The sequence below is a fragment of the Nocardiopsis endophytica genome, from assembly GCF_027706725.1.
GTDB lineage: Bacteria > Actinomycetota > Actinomycetes > Streptosporangiales > Streptosporangiaceae > Nocardiopsis_A > Nocardiopsis_A endophytica.
Map to the genome: position 1 here is coordinate 44320 of NZ_JAQFWQ010000003.1, position 15098 is coordinate 59417.

Annotated in this window: 17 protein-coding genes and 1 tRNA gene; 13 read left to right on the forward strand and 5 right to left on the reverse strand. The window is 72.3% G+C overall.

Annotated features, from left to right (window positions below; genetic code table 11):
- Positions 1-61: 61 nt before the first annotated feature.
- On the forward strand, positions 62-1012 hold the full coding sequence (locus O4J56_RS01660; RefSeq protein WP_270683239.1) for an aminoglycoside phosphotransferase/kinase family protein: 951 nt from the start codon (positions 62-64) through the stop codon (positions 1010-1012).
- A 72-nt stretch (positions 1013-1084) separates the two neighbouring features.
- Here the strand turns inward: O4J56_RS01660 and O4J56_RS01665 are convergent, their stop codons facing one another.
- On the reverse strand, positions 1085-1531 hold the full coding sequence (locus O4J56_RS01665; protein WP_270683240.1) for a DUF1772 domain-containing protein: 447 nt from the start codon (positions 1529-1531) through the stop codon (positions 1085-1087).
- Positions 1532-1622: 91 nt separating this feature from the next.
- Between O4J56_RS01665 and O4J56_RS01670 the strand changes: the two genes are divergently transcribed.
- The 3 genes from O4J56_RS01670 (at position 1623) to O4J56_RS01680 (ending at position 3708) form a co-directional block, all read left to right on the forward strand.
- Complete coding sequence (locus O4J56_RS01670) at positions 1623-2201, forward strand: TetR/AcrR family transcriptional regulator (RefSeq protein WP_270683241.1); 579 nt, start codon at positions 1623-1625, stop codon at positions 2199-2201.
- A gap of 200 nt (positions 2202-2401) precedes the next feature.
- The gene (locus O4J56_RS01675) at positions 2402-2536 is read left to right on the forward strand and encodes a hypothetical protein (protein WP_270683242.1); all 135 of its coding nucleotides are present in this window, start codon (positions 2402-2404) and stop codon (positions 2534-2536) included.
- The gene (locus O4J56_RS01680; RefSeq protein ID WP_270683243.1) at positions 2533-3708 is read left to right on the forward strand and encodes a methyltransferase domain-containing protein; all 1176 of its coding nucleotides are present in this window, start codon (positions 2533-2535) and stop codon (positions 3706-3708) included. The genes O4J56_RS01675 and O4J56_RS01680 overlap by 4 nt, the downstream gene beginning before the upstream one ends.
- Positions 3709-3972: 264 nt before the next feature.
- Here O4J56_RS01680 and O4J56_RS01685 read toward each other — a convergent pair.
- Positions 3973-4046, reverse strand: a tRNA-Pro gene (locus tag O4J56_RS01685).
- Between the two features lie 302 nt (positions 4047-4348).
- Here O4J56_RS01685 and O4J56_RS01690 point away from each other — a divergent pair.
- The 7 genes from O4J56_RS01690 (at position 4349) to O4J56_RS01720 (ending at position 9606) form a co-directional block, all read left to right on the forward strand.
- Positions 4349-4693, forward strand: coding sequence for a hypothetical protein (locus tag O4J56_RS01690; protein WP_270683244.1), 345 nt, complete (start codon positions 4349-4351; stop codon positions 4691-4693).
- A 106-nt stretch (positions 4694-4799) separates the two neighbouring features.
- A complete protein-coding gene (locus O4J56_RS01695) occupies positions 4800-5426 on the forward strand; it encodes a hypothetical protein (RefSeq protein ID WP_270683245.1) in 627 nt (208 codons plus the stop codon).
- A 221-nt stretch (positions 5427-5647) separates the two neighbouring features.
- Complete coding sequence (locus tag O4J56_RS01700; protein ID WP_270683246.1) at positions 5648-6307, forward strand: DUF4178 domain-containing protein; 660 nt, start codon at positions 5648-5650, stop codon at positions 6305-6307.
- 1 nt (position 6308) lies between these two features.
- Complete coding sequence (locus tag O4J56_RS01705; RefSeq protein ID WP_270683247.1) at positions 6309-6965, forward strand: DUF2617 family protein; 657 nt, start codon at positions 6309-6311, stop codon at positions 6963-6965.
- Entirely contained in the window at positions 6962-7300 is a 339-nt protein-coding gene (locus O4J56_RS01710; RefSeq protein WP_270683248.1) for a hypothetical protein, read from the forward strand. The genes O4J56_RS01705 and O4J56_RS01710 overlap by 4 nt, the downstream gene beginning before the upstream one ends.
- A 180-nt stretch (positions 7301-7480) precedes the next feature.
- On the forward strand, positions 7481-7903 hold the full coding sequence (locus tag O4J56_RS01715; RefSeq protein ID WP_270683249.1) for a DUF350 domain-containing protein: 423 nt from the start codon (positions 7481-7483) through the stop codon (positions 7901-7903).
- Positions 7903-9606, forward strand: a complete 1704-nt coding sequence (locus O4J56_RS01720) for a polyamine aminopropyltransferase (RefSeq protein ID WP_270683250.1) — start codon at positions 7903-7905, stop codon at positions 9604-9606. The genes O4J56_RS01715 and O4J56_RS01720 overlap by 1 nt, the downstream gene beginning before the upstream one ends.
- On the opposite strand, the gene O4J56_RS01725 is transcribed toward O4J56_RS01720, so the two are convergent.
- The 3 genes from O4J56_RS01725 to O4J56_RS01735 all read right to left on the reverse strand — a co-directional run bounded on the left by O4J56_RS01725 (position 9600) and on the right by O4J56_RS01735 (position 13321).
- Entirely contained in the window at positions 9600-12467 is a 2868-nt protein-coding gene (locus O4J56_RS01725) for an ATP-binding protein (RefSeq protein WP_270683251.1), read from the reverse strand. The two genes, O4J56_RS01720 and O4J56_RS01725, sit on opposite strands and share 7 nt — an antisense overlap.
- A 393-nt stretch (positions 12468-12860) precedes the next feature.
- Positions 12861-13046 carry a hypothetical protein gene (locus tag O4J56_RS01730; RefSeq protein ID WP_270683252.1) on the reverse strand — a complete coding sequence of 62 codons (186 nt, stop codon included), beginning with the start codon at positions 13044-13046 and terminating at the stop codon, positions 12861-12863.
- Between the two features lie 56 nt (positions 13047-13102).
- Entirely contained in the window at positions 13103-13321 is a 219-nt protein-coding gene (locus O4J56_RS01735; protein ID WP_270683253.1) for a hypothetical protein, read from the reverse strand.
- Between the two features lie 380 nt (positions 13322-13701).
- Here O4J56_RS01735 and O4J56_RS01740 point away from each other — a divergent pair, with 380 nt between their 5' ends.
- Together O4J56_RS01740 and O4J56_RS01745 are read left to right on the forward strand one after the other, a co-directional pair.
- Positions 13702-14391, forward strand: coding sequence for a hypothetical protein (locus tag O4J56_RS01740; protein WP_270683254.1), 690 nt, complete (start codon positions 13702-13704; stop codon positions 14389-14391).
- Complete coding sequence (locus O4J56_RS01745) at positions 14388-15095, forward strand: hypothetical protein (protein ID WP_270683255.1); 708 nt, start codon at positions 14388-14390, stop codon at positions 15093-15095. The genes O4J56_RS01740 and O4J56_RS01745 overlap by 4 nt, the downstream gene beginning before the upstream one ends.
- Positions 15096-15098: the final 3 nt, after the last annotated feature.

Sequence of the window (15098 nt, forward strand, 5' to 3'; positions counted from 1 at the left end):
CGTCCCGGCCCGCCGCCCCTACGCGGCCCTTCAACGACACGTCCACCGAGACGAGGGATCCATGACCACTTTCCTGACCCCGCACCAGCGTGCCGACCGTACCTCCGCCGCCGTCGGGGCGGCCGTCGCGGCCGGGCGCGGGCTCGGCCTGACCGTCTCCGAGCCCGTGGTGCTCCACGACGTCTTCTCCGTCGTCGTCCACCTGGCACCCTCTCCGGTCGTGGCCCGGGTCCCCACGGCGCTGCCCCGCCCGGACGACCTGGACGCCCTCGCGCGCCGCCAGCGGGACGAGTTGGACGTCACCCGCTGGCTGGCCGACCGGGGCGTTCCCGTGATCGCACCGAGCCCGCTCGTGCCGCGCGAACCCGTAAAGCGCGACGGGTACTCGATGACGTTCTGGCCGTTCGTCGAGGAGGCCCGGGGCAAGGAACCCGACTACGCGGCCAATGCCGAGAGCGTCGCCGCCCTTCACGCGGCGCTCCGCGACTACCCCGGGCACCTGGGGTTCCTGTCCGCGGCCGATCCCGACTCCATCGCGGACGGCCTGGACCGGCTCGGCCGGCACCCCGACCTGATCGGGCCGGACGACCTCGACCGCGCCCGCCGCGAATGGCGGCTCCTCGAACCCCTCGTGCGCTCACAGGGCGCCTTCGAGGCCCGGTTCCCCGGCATCGGCATCCAGCCCGTCCACGGCGACTCCCCGGCCGCGAACATCTTCAACGGCGCGGACGGCGACCTCTACGCCGACTTCGAGCTGATCACGCTGGGGCCCGTGGAATGGGACCTGGCCGCGCTGGGGCCCGAGCTCGAGGCCGCCTACGACCGCGGGGCGCGCCGCAACGGGATGAGGCCGCTCGACAAGGACGTCCTCGCCTTCGTCAACGCCCTGGGGATGCTGCGGGCCATCGCCACTCTCGCCCTGGCACCGCGGCTTCCCGAGCTGATGGAGTACCTCGCTCCCGCGGTCGACCACTGGCGCACGACGCCCTTCGCCGGTGGCATGTCCGGCTGACCTCGCACGAAGGCCCTGGCCCGGGACGAGTCCCGGGCCAGGGCCCATCGAGGGGGACACGGGCCCGAAGGCTCAGACGAGGGCGGCGGGCAGCAGGGCGAAGGCGGCGATGATGACCGCGACGCGGACGTAGTGGTAGCGGTCCCACCGCTTCATCCGCTGTTTCCAGTCGGCCGGGCGGGTCTCGGGGGTCCACGTCTTGCCCTGGTTGTTGATCGGGACGAGCAGCAGGAGCGACATGACCACGCTGAGGATCAGGAGCGCGGCCGAGGCGACGACGAGGACGGTGCCCTGCTCTCCCCATTCGACGACGGCCCAGACCACGACCAGGACGAGCGACGTGATGTACCAGACCGGCATCAGGGCGCCGAGCATCCTGCCCCCGTGGGCGCGGCCCCGCACGGCGCTGTCGTCGGGGAGGGCGTCGAGGATCGGGTTGATGACGAAGGCGACGGAGGCCTCCACCCCCACCATCACGCCGACCACCACGATGGTGAGGACCTCGAGCACGTCGAGCATGGCGACCCCTCCTAGGATCTAGCACTGCTAGCTGATGAAGCAAAGCTAGTACTACCGGCGCTCGTTTGTCTAGCAGTGCTAGGATCGATCCATGTCGGTACAGGAGCGCAAGAAGCGCGAACGGGCGGACCGCGAGCGCCTCATCGTGGCGGCGGCCCGCGAGATCGCCGAGGAGCACGGCTGGGACGCGGTCACCACCCGCAGGCTCTCCGAGCACATCGAGTACAGCCAGCCCGTCCTCTACAGCCACTTCCGGGGCAAGCGCGAGATCATCGGCGCCGTCGCCCTCGAAGGCGCCGCGGAGATGGCCGCGGCGGCGCGGGCCGCCACCTCGGCCGCGGACACCCCGCGCGCCCGGGTCACCGCCCTCGCCCGCGCCTACCTCGGTTTCGCCGAGAGCAACCCGGCGGTCTACGACGCCATGTTCCGGCTCGACGGGGGCCTGGTGTTCGCCCACGAGGACACCCCGGAGCCGTTGAAGGACGCCTTCGCCTCCCTGTTGGACCCCCTCGGCGAAGTCGCGGGCGACGGCGTCGACCCCGCAATGTTCACCGAGGTGTTCTGGGCGTCCCTGCACGGCCTGGCCACCCTGGGCCGCTCGGGACGGCTGCCGAAGGCGGACGCCGAACGGCGGACGGACCTACTGGTGAGCCGTCTCATCGCGGCTTGACGCAGCGGCGGCCTGCGCCTCGCGGGGATGGGGCCCACACCACACAAGCTCCGGCCTACGGCGGCCTCGCTCGCCACCGCGACATGCCCCTGCTTGGGACGGTCGTCCAACCTGCGACCGTATTCGGCCGGATGCGGTGACGCCTTGCGACCACCGGGTTACCGTGATCACGAAGTCACCCCCTCTCGAAGGGACCCGCCATGGGCAGGCACGGCGACCAGGACACTCCCCGCGACAGCGGCCCCGGCAAGGACGGCGACGGCCAGGACCCCGCCAAGCACGGCTCGGAGCCGATGCCGGAGCAGGGCGGCGACGGCCAGGACCCGAACAAGTGAACGCGGCACCGGGGGCGCGGATCGCCCGCGCCCTCACCTCCAAGGGCGAGGTGCTCGACCCGGCGTGGCACCGCGCCGTCCTCGCCGTGGACCGGAGCGCGTTCATCCCGGAGACCGTGTGGATCCGGACCACTCGGCAAGGGCGCACCGTGTTCGCGCCCTACCCCCGCACCGACGCCGACGTGTCCCGGTGGATCCACCAGGACTACGCCCTCATGACCCAGGTGGACGACGGCGAGCCCGCCGGTCCCGACGGCACCGGGATCGTTCCGACCAGCTCCATCTCCCAGCCGTCCCTCGTGGCGGCCATGCTCCAGGCGCTCGACACCGCCGACCGCGACCGGGTCCTGGAGGTCGGCACCGGCACCGGGTACAACCTGGCGCTGCTGTGCGAACGGCTCGGCGACGACCGGGTCGTCTCCATCGAGGTGGACCCCGGCGTGGCCGAGCGGGCGCGCCGCACGCTCGCCGAGCTGGGGTACAAGCCCACCATCATCACCGGCGACGGCGCGGCCGGGGTCCCGGACCACGGCCCGTTCGACCACGTGCTCGCGACGGTCGGCGCCAAGCAGGTCCCGCCGGCCTGGTTGGAGCAGGTGCGCCCCGGCGGCCGGATCGTCACCCCGTGGGGGCCCGGGTACACGTCGGCGGCGCTGCTTCGGCTGGTGGTCGGTGAGGACGGGGCGGCTCGCGGCCGGATGCTGCGGGACGCGGCGTTCATGTGGCTCCGGGACCAGCGGCGCGCCGTCGACTCCTGGCGCGACCACATCGATGAGGCCGCCCCCGGCACGGCCGCGGGTGAGACCGCGCTGAACCCGCGCACCGTCTCCGACCCGGATCCCGGGTGGGGCGTGGTGCTGGGGCACCTCGTGCCCGGCCTGGTGGCGCACGTCGCCGAGGCCGCCGACGACGCGACGGACGCCGTCGGCGAGGCGACCGTCCGGCTGTACGACCGCGCCGGGTCGTGGGCCACCGCCGAGTACACCCCCGCGGGCCCGCCCTACGAAACCCTCGCGGGCGGGGCGCGCGACCTGTGGGCGGAGGTCGCCGCCGCGCGCGCCGCCTGGGAGCGGGCCGGACGGCCAGGCCGTGACCGGCTCGGAGTGACCGTGCACCCCGACGGCCGCCAAGACCTGTGGCTCGACACCCCGGACCGGGTCCTGACCGCCTGACCCCCGCCTACCACGGCCGCCAACAGTGTGGCCCGACGGCTGGTCGTCCCCCCGCACCGTGACGGCGGCCAGGCGGTCCACCAGTGCGTGCAGCTCTTCCTTCGTCGCCACGGCGCCCACCGTACTCACCCAGTACCGCCTCAGGGAGCGATGCCGCCTGATGGACAAGGCCGCGCCCGTCGGGTATGTGCGTCGGACCACGGAGCGCCAGGAGGACGAGACACAAAGAACGGGTGCCCACTCATGTGGACACCCGTTCCTCTGTCGGGGTGGCGGGATTTGAACCCACGACCTCTTCGTCCCGAACGAAGCGCGCTGCCAAGCTGCGCTACACCCCGTGGCAACGCTGATCAGTCTAGCGGACGTACAGGGGTGCTCGCACACGAGTCGGGGCGCGCAGCGGGGCGTTGATCCGGGGGCGCGGGTGAAGCCGGAGGCAGGAGCCTTCCGGGCCGTCCCGGAAAGAGGGTTCGTCCCCGGACGCAATGCGGGGAGGCCGCGCCCTCAGGCTCGGCCTCCCCGGTCCTCGCGCATGGAAGGACGGTTTCCACACGGCGGCGGACCAAACCTCTCTAGAGAAGAACGGCCGGGGGCGGCCCCTTCCCTTGCCCGGCGCACTCCCCCGTCGCACTTTCAGGGCATGGGTGCCGCGACCACCATCCCCGACCCCGATGATGCGCGGCCCTTCCCCTGGTGGGTGCGCCTGTCCCGCCGACTCAACGGGGAGCGGGTGTGCGCCGTGCCCGGCTGCATCGGGATGACCGATCCCGACGAGCCGTACTGCGCGGCGCACACCGACGCCGTCCGCGTCCTCCGCTCCCGCCTCGGCGACCGGCGCTGTGCCGAGGAGGGCTGCCCCGACCCGCGCGAGGGCGGCGACGTCCACGGCGACCTGTGCCGTGCCCACGGGGACGCCGCGCTGGTCCGCGCCGCCTTCGCCCGTTCCTCCCGAGGCCGCTGGAACGTCCCGGCCTCCTCGCCTTAGGTGCCGTGGTGTCCCCATTCCCCTCGGCCTGGAACCGCTTCCGCGTCCACCCCATCCAACGGGCGCACAGCGGGCCTCCCGCCCGCGGAGACCGAGGGGAGCGCACATGGAGTCCGATCCGGCCGGCAGCGGTGCGGAGCCACGACGGCCCGGGCTGCTGGAGCGTCTGCGCGGCAGCGAACTCGCCCGGACCGTCCTGTACGACATCGATCATTTCGCCGAAGAGGGGGAACCCGTCGACTGGCCCCTCTCCCTGCCCTCGGGCGCCCCCTTGACGTGGATCGGGTCGGCCTCCACCGGAAGCGCCTACCTCCTGTGCGGCACGGGCGAACACGACCCCGTCGTCTACTACGAGGGGGACGGCGGCTATGTCCAGGTGCTCGGCCGCGACCTCACCGAGGCGCTGGAACTCCTCATCGGCGTCCCCGACCTCCTGGACCTGGAGATCCCCCTGCGGAGCCGGGGAGTGGAGGAGGCGGCCGCCCAACACGAGCGCTCTCGGAACCGCTCCGCTCCGAACATCCCGGACGACAGCGCCGACCACCCGCGCGACTGGAACGAGGTCCACGCGCTCCTGGCGGCCGAACTGGGCGTGCGCGCCCTCCCCGTCCGCGAACTCCTCCAGCGGTTCATCGCGACCTCGGTCGCACCGCCGGACGGGACCACGCTTCTCTGGGAGGACATGTCCGGGGAGTTCCTGACCGTCGAGCACTGGGCTCCGGAGTGGTGCTGACGGCCATGGGCCGTTCCCCGCAGGCGAATCCCGGCCCGGAGAGGAGGGCGGGCGCCGTCATGGGCGCGCAGTGCGGCCCCCGGGTCCGACGCGGGGCGGCGGATCCCCGCCGAGGTGCACCGAAACCGTGACGGGGTCGTGACCCCGCAGGTGGAACCCTGGGGACGGCCCCGCACGTCACATAGGGCCGGACTTCGACCCCCGAGCTCCGGAGGAGCGCCTTGGACACCCCCACGACCGTGGTCCTGATCCTGCTCGGTGCACTGGTCGTCCTCGGAGCGGCGATCCTGATCGTCCAGCTCCGCCGCCGCGGCCGCCCCGCAGCGTCCGCCCCGTCCGCTCCGGCCGCCCCGCGCGACCCGTTCGCCGACGTCGGCGACATCAACGGGGACCCACGCGCCCTCCGCGCCGGGGACATGGTCGAGCTCGGGGCCGAGCGCGCCTGGGTGCGCGGCACCCTGCGGCTCTCCGAGGGCGGCGCGCAGTGGGCCGAGCACTTCGTCGACGCACAGGGCACCGACGCCGGGGGCGGGCAGGCCGCCCGCCGCTGGCTGTCCGTCGAGGAGGACCCCGACCTGCAGATGGCCCTGGGGACCGCCCGCCCCGAACTGGACCTGGTCCCCGGCCCGTCCTCCCAGGAGCTGGACGGGGTGCGCTACCGGCTCTCCGAGCGCGGCAGCGCCTCCTACCGCTCGGAGGGCACCACCGGGCTGCGCGCCTCCGGCGGCATGGACTACGCCGACTACGAGGCCGACGACGGCTCGCTGCTCTCCTTCGAGCGCTTCGACCACGGCGGCTGGGAGGCGGCGACCGGCACGCCCGTGCGGCGCGGCACCCTGACCGTCTATCCCTCCGGCGGCGTCGAGGGGCCGGGCGTCTGACGTGCGCACCGCGTCCGCTCCCGAAGCCCGTTCCGAGTCCGGTACCGGGGCCAGTGCCGGGGCCGACGGCGGCGGCACCGCCGTCCCGGTCTCCGTGCCCTTCGCCGACACCCGTGCCCGCGACCTGGTCTGGACGCTGGACCGCCCGCCGCTGCCCGCACTCGCCACCCGCACCGTCGGCCCGGCCGGTGCCGGGGCCGGGATCGCGGTCGAGCTGCGCGTCCTCGGGGCGTCGCACCAGGTCGTGCTGGCCGACGGCCCCCAGGGGTCGATGCGGGTCGTCGAGACCGTCGCCTGCCTGCCGGGCACCGACGGGCACCTGCCCGGATCGGCCGCCCCCGACGTCCCCGGCCTGGCCTCCTACGCCTTCACCAGCGCGGTCGACCGGTTCTCCGGCCCCGAGCTGGACCGGCGCGTCCGCGCCCTGGTCGACCGGCTCCACGGCGACCCCGCCGCGGTCGCCGCCGCCTTCCCCGGGTCGCCGTCCGCGGTGACCGCACTCGCCGCCGCGTCCCCCGCCCCCGGATGCCTGGAGTGGCGCACCTGGCACGCCTACCCGCAGACCGGCGAGCTGGTCCGCACCCGCACGCGGACCCGCGTCGCCCCCGTCCAGGGCACCGCCCCCCATCCCTCCGAGGAAAGGAGCCCGGCCCCGTGAACATCGAAGGGACCACGGGCAAGATCCTGCTGCTCATCGGCCTGGCGGGCGCCATCCTCGTCGTGGCGTTCGTCTCGCTCGGCAACGCGTCGAGCCGCCCCGAATGCGGCGACTACGACCGCGTCAACGGCGAATACGTGTTCCGCGACGACCGCGGCGACTACGAGAAGGAGAACGGCGAGTACATCTACGTCGGCTGCTCCTCCGGGTCCCGCGGGTCCAGTGGCCACAACAACAACAGCGGTTCGAGCGGGGGCGGCTTCTTCTCGTCCTGGGGCGGCGGCTCCCGCGACGGCTCCGGATTCCGCGGCGGCGGCCCCGGCTTCGGCAAGTGAGGCCGGAGGCGGCGCCCGGCCGCCCGCGACCGCACCCCCGTGGCCGGGCCCCTGTGACGGCCCCTGGGAGCGGCCCCCTGACCTGTACCGTCCCCGACCCCCCGCAGCCCCGGTGCGGCGGCGCTCCGCACCCGCGGCGCCCATGACGGAACGCGACAGACAAGGAACCCCCGAAACACCATGTTCATCCTCTACGAAGCCCTGGCCGTATTCGCCTACGGGGCCCTCGGCCTCATCCTGATGCTGGCCGGCTACCTCATCGTCGACCTGCTCACCCCCGGCAAGCTGCACGTCCTCATCTGGCAGGACCGCAACCCCAACGCCACCCTCGTCCTTGCCGCCAACACCCTCGGCGTCGCCATGGTCGTGGCCATGGCCATCTACGCCTCCGACAGCGACGGCATCGCCGAGGGCCTGCTGCTCACCGCCGTGTACGGGGTGATCGGCCTGGTGCTGATGGCCGTGTCGTTCGCCGCGATCGACCTGCTGACCCCCGGCCGCCTGGGCGACGCCGTGAACCACGCCGAGCTGGTCCCCGCCGCCTGGGTCAACGCCACCGCCCACGTGTCCGTCGCCCTGGTGGTGGCGGCGGCGATCTCCTGATGGGCGGTTCCGAAGGGGCCGTGGACACGGAGCGGTCGGCCGGGTCCGCGGAGGCGGGGGAGGCGCCCGACGCGGGCGCCTCCCCCGCCCGTCTTCCCGTCGGCCCCCGCGCGGCCCGGTTCCTGGTGCTGCTGGGCGTCTTCGTCTGCGCCGCCTGCGGCCTGGTGTACGAGCTGGCGCTGGTGGCGCTGGGCAGCTACCTGCTCGGCGACACCGTCACCCAGGCCTCGATCGTGCTCAGCGTCATGGTCTTCGCGATGGGCGTGGGCTCGCTGGCCTCGAAGGGGCTCACCGGCCGCCCCGCGTTCTGGTTCGTGGTGATCGAGGGCGCCCTGTCGGTGGTCGGCGGGCTGTCGGTGCTCGCGCTGTACGCCGCCTACGCCTACCTGTCGCTGTACCAGCCCGCGCTGGTGCTGTGCGCCTTCGCGGTGGGGGCGCTCATCGGCGCCGAGATCCCGCTGCTGATGAAGCTCATCCAGCGGATCAGGCGCCAGGACGCCGCCGACGCGGTCGCCGACCTGTTCGCCGCGGACTACGTGGGCGGGCTCGTCGGCGGACTGGCCTTCCCGTTCCTGCTGCTGCCGGTGCTGGGGCTGGTCGAGGGCACGCTGGCGGTCGGAGCCCTGAACGCCCTGGTCGGCATGTGGGTGGTGCTGTGGATCTTCCGGTCCGAGCTGGCCCCGCGCGCCCGGGCCGGGGCGGCCGCCGGGATGGCGGTGGTGGTGGCGGTGCTCGCCGTCGCCTACCTGCAGGCCGGCCGGTTCGAGGTGACCGCGCGACAGGCGCTCTACCGGGACCCGATCGTGCACGCCGAGCGCTCGGACTACCAGGAGATCGTGGTCACCCGGGACGGGCGGGACACCCGGCTCTTCCTCAACGGGGACCTGCAGTTCAGCTCGCTGGACGAGTACCGGTACCACGAGTCGCTGGTGCACCCGGCGCTGGCGGGGCCGCACGGCGACGTGCTGGTGCTCGGCGGCGGCGACGGGCTGGCGGCGCGGGAGGTGCTGCGCTACCCGGATGTGGAGCACCTGACCCTGGTCGACCTGGACCCGGCCGTCACCCGGCTGGCGCGGACGGACCCGGTGGTGTCGGAGCTGAACGAGGACGCCCTGGACGACCCGCGGGCCGAGGTCGTCAACGCCGACGCGTTCAAGTGGCTGCGCGAGGACGGGCGCCGGTTCGACTCCGTGATCGTGGACATGCCCGACGCGGACGACGTGGGGACCGCGAAGCTGTACTCGGTGGAGTTCTACGGGCTGGTGCGGGAGCGGCTGCGCGAGGGCGGCCTGATGACGGTGCAGGCGGGGTCGCCGTACTTCGCCAACGACGCGTACTGGAGCGTGGGCGAGTCCCTGAAGGAGGCGGGGTGGAGCACCGTCCCGTACAACGTGGACGTGCCGAGCTTCGGAAACTGGGGGTTCTACCTGGCCGCGCCGGGGCGGAACGGGGACCCGGAGCTGACGGTGCCGGAGGACGCGCCGGAACTGCGCTTCCTCGACGACCGCATCCTTGAGGCCGCGAAGGTGTTCCCCAAGGACCGCGCCCGCGGGGCCGCCGGGGACGGCGGAGGCGGCGGAAGCAGCGGGAACGGCGGCGAGGAGGGAGACGGGTCCGGAGGTAAGGACGTCCGGGCGTCGACACTCCTCGACCCGGCCGTCATCGCCTACCAGCAGGAGAAGGAGGCCTGGGAAGGCTACTGATCCCGGTGGTCGCGGGGGTTCGGCGACTCCTCCACCTGATTGAAGCCCTCATCGGCCTCCACGTCGGGGCCGCCCTCCGGGACGCTCTCGATCCGCGGCGCGGGCACACGCCCGCCCAGGCGCTTCAGGGCGTCTCGTGCCTCGTCGGCCTCGGGAACACCCATCTCCATGAAGATCGCCGTGGCCGCGGAGAGCCGGTCGCGCGCGGTCTCGGCCTCCCTGGAGTCCTTGGGCTGCTGGAGCGTTCCGAGACCGAGCAGCGCCTTGCCCTCCGCGTATCGCTCCTTGCGCTCCCGAGCGATCCGCAGGGCCTTCTCGTACGCCTCCTGCGCCTCGCCTACCCGGCCCGCCCTGCCGTAGGTGAGGCCCAGCCCGTAGAGAATCTCAGAGTCAGCACTCCCCAACGAGACCTTCTTACTCAGCTCGAGGGCCTGGAGGTGGGCCTCCACCGCCCGCTCGGCCTCCCCCCGCCCGCTGAGTGCGGCGGCCATGCCGTTCAGTGCGAAGACCTCACTGGAGTGGTCTCCGCACTCCTGGGCCGCGATGACCCCCTGCTCGAGGTAGTGCACGGCCTGGTCGTAATCCTCGAGCCCGGTGTAGGAGTCCCCGATCACCCGGAACGCCACGGCGCGCATGTCCGGGAAGACGAAATCCGCCGGACCGTCGAGCACGGTCCTGCCCAGCGCGATCGCCTCCTCGTGCTCACCGATCATCTGCTTCATGACGCCGAGGTTGAGGAGCTGCAGGTACTCCAAGGCGCGGTTGTCGGTCCTGCGAGCGTGCTCCAGTACCGAGGTCAGCGTCGCCGCGGCGTCCCGGAAACGGCCGAGCCGCTCATAGACCGAACCGATGTTGGCCTCGACGCGCATCAGCCCGAAATCGTCGCCCAGCTTGGTGAGCAGCTCCTTGGCCTCTTGGAGCAGGTCGAGGGCCAAGGCGTACCGCCCCGCCAGCCCCTGGGCGATACCGAGCCCGATCAGGGTGACGGCGCTTCCCCGCTCGCTTCCCTGCTGACGGCTGGCCGCCAGCGCCTTCTCATGGGTGGACACCAGCAGCTCCGTGCGACCGTGCACGGCGTAGAAGCGCCAGACCGCGTCGGCGATCTGCCAGGTGTGCTCCCCCGCCTGCCGGTCGGCGAAGTAGTCCACCACCGACACCAGGTTGTCCTGGTGCGTCTCGAACCAGGCGACGGCCTCCTCCCGGCTGCCGATGCCGCTCTCGTACCGGGAGCGCCGGACCACCACCAGGTCGTACTCGTGGGCCCGGGGACCCAGGTAGCCGGCGGCCTCGTTGGCCCGCTGCAGGTAGTGCTCCGCGAGCCGCCACCGGGCGCCGTCGGCCTCCTTGCCCTCCAGCTCCGCAGCGGCCTTCTGCCGCGCGTAATCGCCGATGAGGTCATGGAAGCGGTAGACGTCCACGCTCGGCTCGTCCAGCAGGCAGACACTGACCAGCTCCTGGAGGAGGTCGTCGGCGTCGGGGGGGTCCGCGTCGAGCAGGTCCGCGGCGCCCATCAGGTCGATGCTGCCGCCGATCATGGTCCCGAGCAGGCAGAAGATACGCCGCTGCTCATCGGTGAGGCTCCGGTAGGACAGCTCGAAGACCGCCTCGACGCTCTGCCCCTCGACGCGCAGTTCGAGGAAGCGCCGACGCTCCTCCCCCAACCGCTGGCGCACGTGCGCGAACGTCCAGCGCCTCCGGTGCAGCATGCGCCCGGCGATGATGCGCAGGGCCAGAGGAAGCCCTCCGCACAACTGCACGACCTCCGCGGCGTCCTCGGGTTCGGCGGTGACGCGGTCCTTGCCCAGGACCATCTCCAGAAGCCGGAGGGAGTCGTCGCTGCCGAGCATGTCGAGGGACAGGTGCCCCACCCCGCTCAGCCCGGGCAGGTCGTGGCGCGAGGTGATGAGGGTGAACGACCCGGCCGCCGCGAGCAGAGGGTGGACCTGGGCGTACCCGGCGGCGTTGTCGAGGACGACGAGGACCCGGCGTCCGGCGAGGCGGGCCCTCCACATGGCGGACCGCTCTTCGACGGTGTCCGGAATGGCCTCGGGCGCCACGCCCACGGCCCGCAGCAGGGTCCCGAGGGCGGCCTCGGGAGAGGCGGGCGCCTGCTCGGGGCTGAAACCGTTGAGGTCGATGAAGAAGGCGCCGTCCGGGTAGCGGTGCTCCAACAGGTGCGCCGCGTGCACGACGAGAGAGGTCTTACCGACCCCGCCCGGGCCGGTGACCACGTACACCGGGGCGGCGTCCTCACCGCGCTCGGCCGCCTCCAGCAGTTCGCGAACGTCCTCTTGGCGGCCGGTGAAGTCGGGCAGGTCCCGCGGCAGGTCGTTGCGAGTGGCCGCGGTCGGCCACGGGGCCTGTGGGGACTCCGCGGCAGCGGGCTCGGGGGCCGCGTCGGCGGCCGGCGCGTCGCGCCCCTCGGTGTCGGTGAGGATTCGCTCCTGCAGGCCGACGAGCTCCGGGCTGGGGTCCACGCCCAGCTCCTCCGCCAGGTAGCGCCGGTTCTCCTGGTAGGCACTGAGTGCCGCGGCCCGCTGGCCGCTCCGGTTGAGTGCGGCGATGAGCAGGTACTGCAGGCGCTCGCGCAGCGGGTCCTCGCGCACCAGCGGGGTCAGCCGGGTGACCACGTCGTCGTAGCGGCCGAGGGCGAAGGCCCCGTCGGCCCAGGCGGTGACCGTCGCCCACTGCTCTTCGACGAGGGGCTGGCCCAGCGCGTACCAGAGGCGGTCGCTCCCGGTACCGGAGAACGGTCGCCCCTTCCAGCATTCGAGGGCGCGCTCCCACAGGGCCACGGCCTCCTCGGTGCTGCCCGCCGCGTGACCGCGCGCGGCGAGGTCCCGGAAGCGGTGGAGATCCACTTTCTGCCGATCGATATCGGCGAGATATCCACCCGGAGTAGTCACGATCACCCCGGGAAAGGCACGCCGGAGGTGGGATACCTGTACCTGGATCACGGAGCGTGCCGTCCGGGGCGGATCGTCATCCCAGAGATACTCGATCAACCGGTCGATGGGGACCTCTTTACCGGCGTCGACCAGGAGGGCACCCAGCACACAGCGCTGCCTCGGCCCGCCGACGGGCACAGGCTCACCATCGTCCCGCCACGCCGAAATGGGTCCGAGCACGCCAAAATCCACAAATGGCACTGTACCAAGGCCATTTGCGGATCCGGCGCGATCCTCGGAGCGAGGATTTACGGGCCCGGCCGGAAAGACTCCACCGGTCCCCTGATCGAGCTGCTGAGAGGGCGGTCAGCCGTCCGACTTCGCCGGCGGCTCCTCCGTGTCCTCCGGAGCGTCGCCCCCATCGGCTTCGCGCTCCCTCTCCTGTCCGCCGCCCGGGATGGGCTCCTCATAGGGCTTCGTCTTCGCGACGACATCCCCGAGCCCGGCCGTGATGGCGTCGAACTCCTCCTGCAGCGTCGTGCACCCCGTCATGTCACACTTCCCTTTCCGCGAGGCCGCAGGTGCGCGCCCCGCTCCTGGAGGTGCGCCTACGGCAACTCGATGTCGACGCCGGGCAGGTCGTCCTCGTCCTCCCAGGGCTCCATCTCCTCCTGGCGGGAGTCGCCACCGTCGTCATCACTCGCAGGCCGCATCTTGGCGACCGGCGGTTCAACGGCGACGAAAGGAGCGTCGAGGCCTTCGACGATCTGGAAGAACACCTCGTCGACCCGGCTCGGCTCGGTCAGCAGCATCGAATCCCATCCCATCTCATCAGTGAACGGGCACCCCCCGGATGCGGCCGAACCACCGCACCGAGCACCGTGGGCGTGCCGGACCGGACCCCGCAGGCCGTCCTCCTGCGGTTCCCGGTCTGGCCGAACGCGTCACACGCTAGAGACGCCGTCTTCTACAGCGCTTTCAGCCCGCTTACAGAGTCGGTTCCAGCCCGCCGGAACCCTTCCGCCTGCGGGTCCCGCGCCGCCGGGTCCACGGCGGGCCCGAGCCCACCGGGCCCGTCCGGGGAGGGCGAGCAGGGACGGGGAGGGGTCATTTCTTCCCGGCGGGCCCGTGTTCACACACCTGTCACCTGTCCTCTTTCGGCCCATGGTCCCCCGTCTGTCACCGTTCCGCTCTAAACTGCCTTCTCGTGGCACACCATGCGCCCGATCCGGGAGAAGACACTCCGCTGGCCCGACTGCCCCGGAGGTCCCGAGCGACCCTGCTCGCGGCCGCGGTGAGCGTGCTCGCGGTCGCCGTGGCCGTCACCGGCCTGTGGGCCGCGGGCGGCTTCGAGGCCTCGAAGTCCACCGACTTCCGGGACGTCGCCCCCGGCAAACTGGTCCGCAACTCGCTGCTGGAGCTGAAGCTGCACGAGGCGGCGTTCACCCAGGACCCGGACACCGGGGCGCACACCCTCCAGATCCGGGCGGACATCAAGACGCGGTTCAACGAGCCGGTCCCGGTGTCGAACATCGGCGGCATGATCGATCCCCGGTTCGGCCGCAAGGACCTCGCCGCGACCTCGATGAGCATGGTCTTCACCCGCCAGCCGGACAGGTCCGTCTTCGAGCTCCAGCCGGAGGTCAACGAAGAGGCCGTCCTGACCTGGCAGCTCAAGGACGAGGACCCGGACGCCAAGCCCAAGTCGGCCGAGGAGGTCTTCAGCGACGAGGACTTCCTCGAACCGGACGACGTCTCCGAGCAGGTCGCCCAGGTCGACCAGGTCAAGGTGACGGTCACCGGGGCCAGCTACGATGCCGGTTTCACCGACCAGACCAAGCGCTGGTGGGGCGACACGAACACGCGAGGCATCGTCTACCTGCCCATCGAGGAGTGATCACCGTCAGCGCGCCCCCTCCCCCGCCGCCCCCGCAGCCGCAGCCGCCCGCGGGGCACGCCGCCGCGCCCGAGCCCGCGCGCGGGCGGCGCTGGCCCACCGTGGTCACCTCGCTGGTGCTGTTGGCGCTGCTCATGTTCGCCCAGTCGTTCCGGTTCCCCAACGACTCCGCGGTCACCGAGCCGATGGTGGCCTCCGGCGACGCGTCGGCCGCCGTGGACGCGGGGTCCTTCACCGTCAAGGTGGACGAGGTGCGCTTCGCGAAGGCCATCGGCGACGGCGCCGAGGACTCCGGACTGTCCGACTTCGCACCGGAGACGGAGTACATCGAGGCCAACGGCGTGTGGGTGGTGGTGTTCATGGAGGTGACCGCCACGGAGAAGCAGCTGACCACGTTCGAGTCCCGGCTCGACAGCGGCGACGAGAACGTCTACGCGTCCACGTCGTGGCTGTACAACACCTTCGGTTCCGTCGACGACGGCTTCCCGCCGGGCATCCCGATCAAGGGCGCCGCCGCGTTCGAGGTGCCCGAGAAGGCTCTGAAGGACCCGGTGGTGCAGATGACCATCTCCAGCGGTCCCGGCCAGCGGCTCGCCGGGGAGGCCCACGTGAAGCTCGGGCTGTCCGGGGACGAGCTCAAGAAGGCGATCGACGGCGCCGAGGAGACCCTGGACGTGCCCGCGCCCGAGATGCAGAAGGTGTGACGC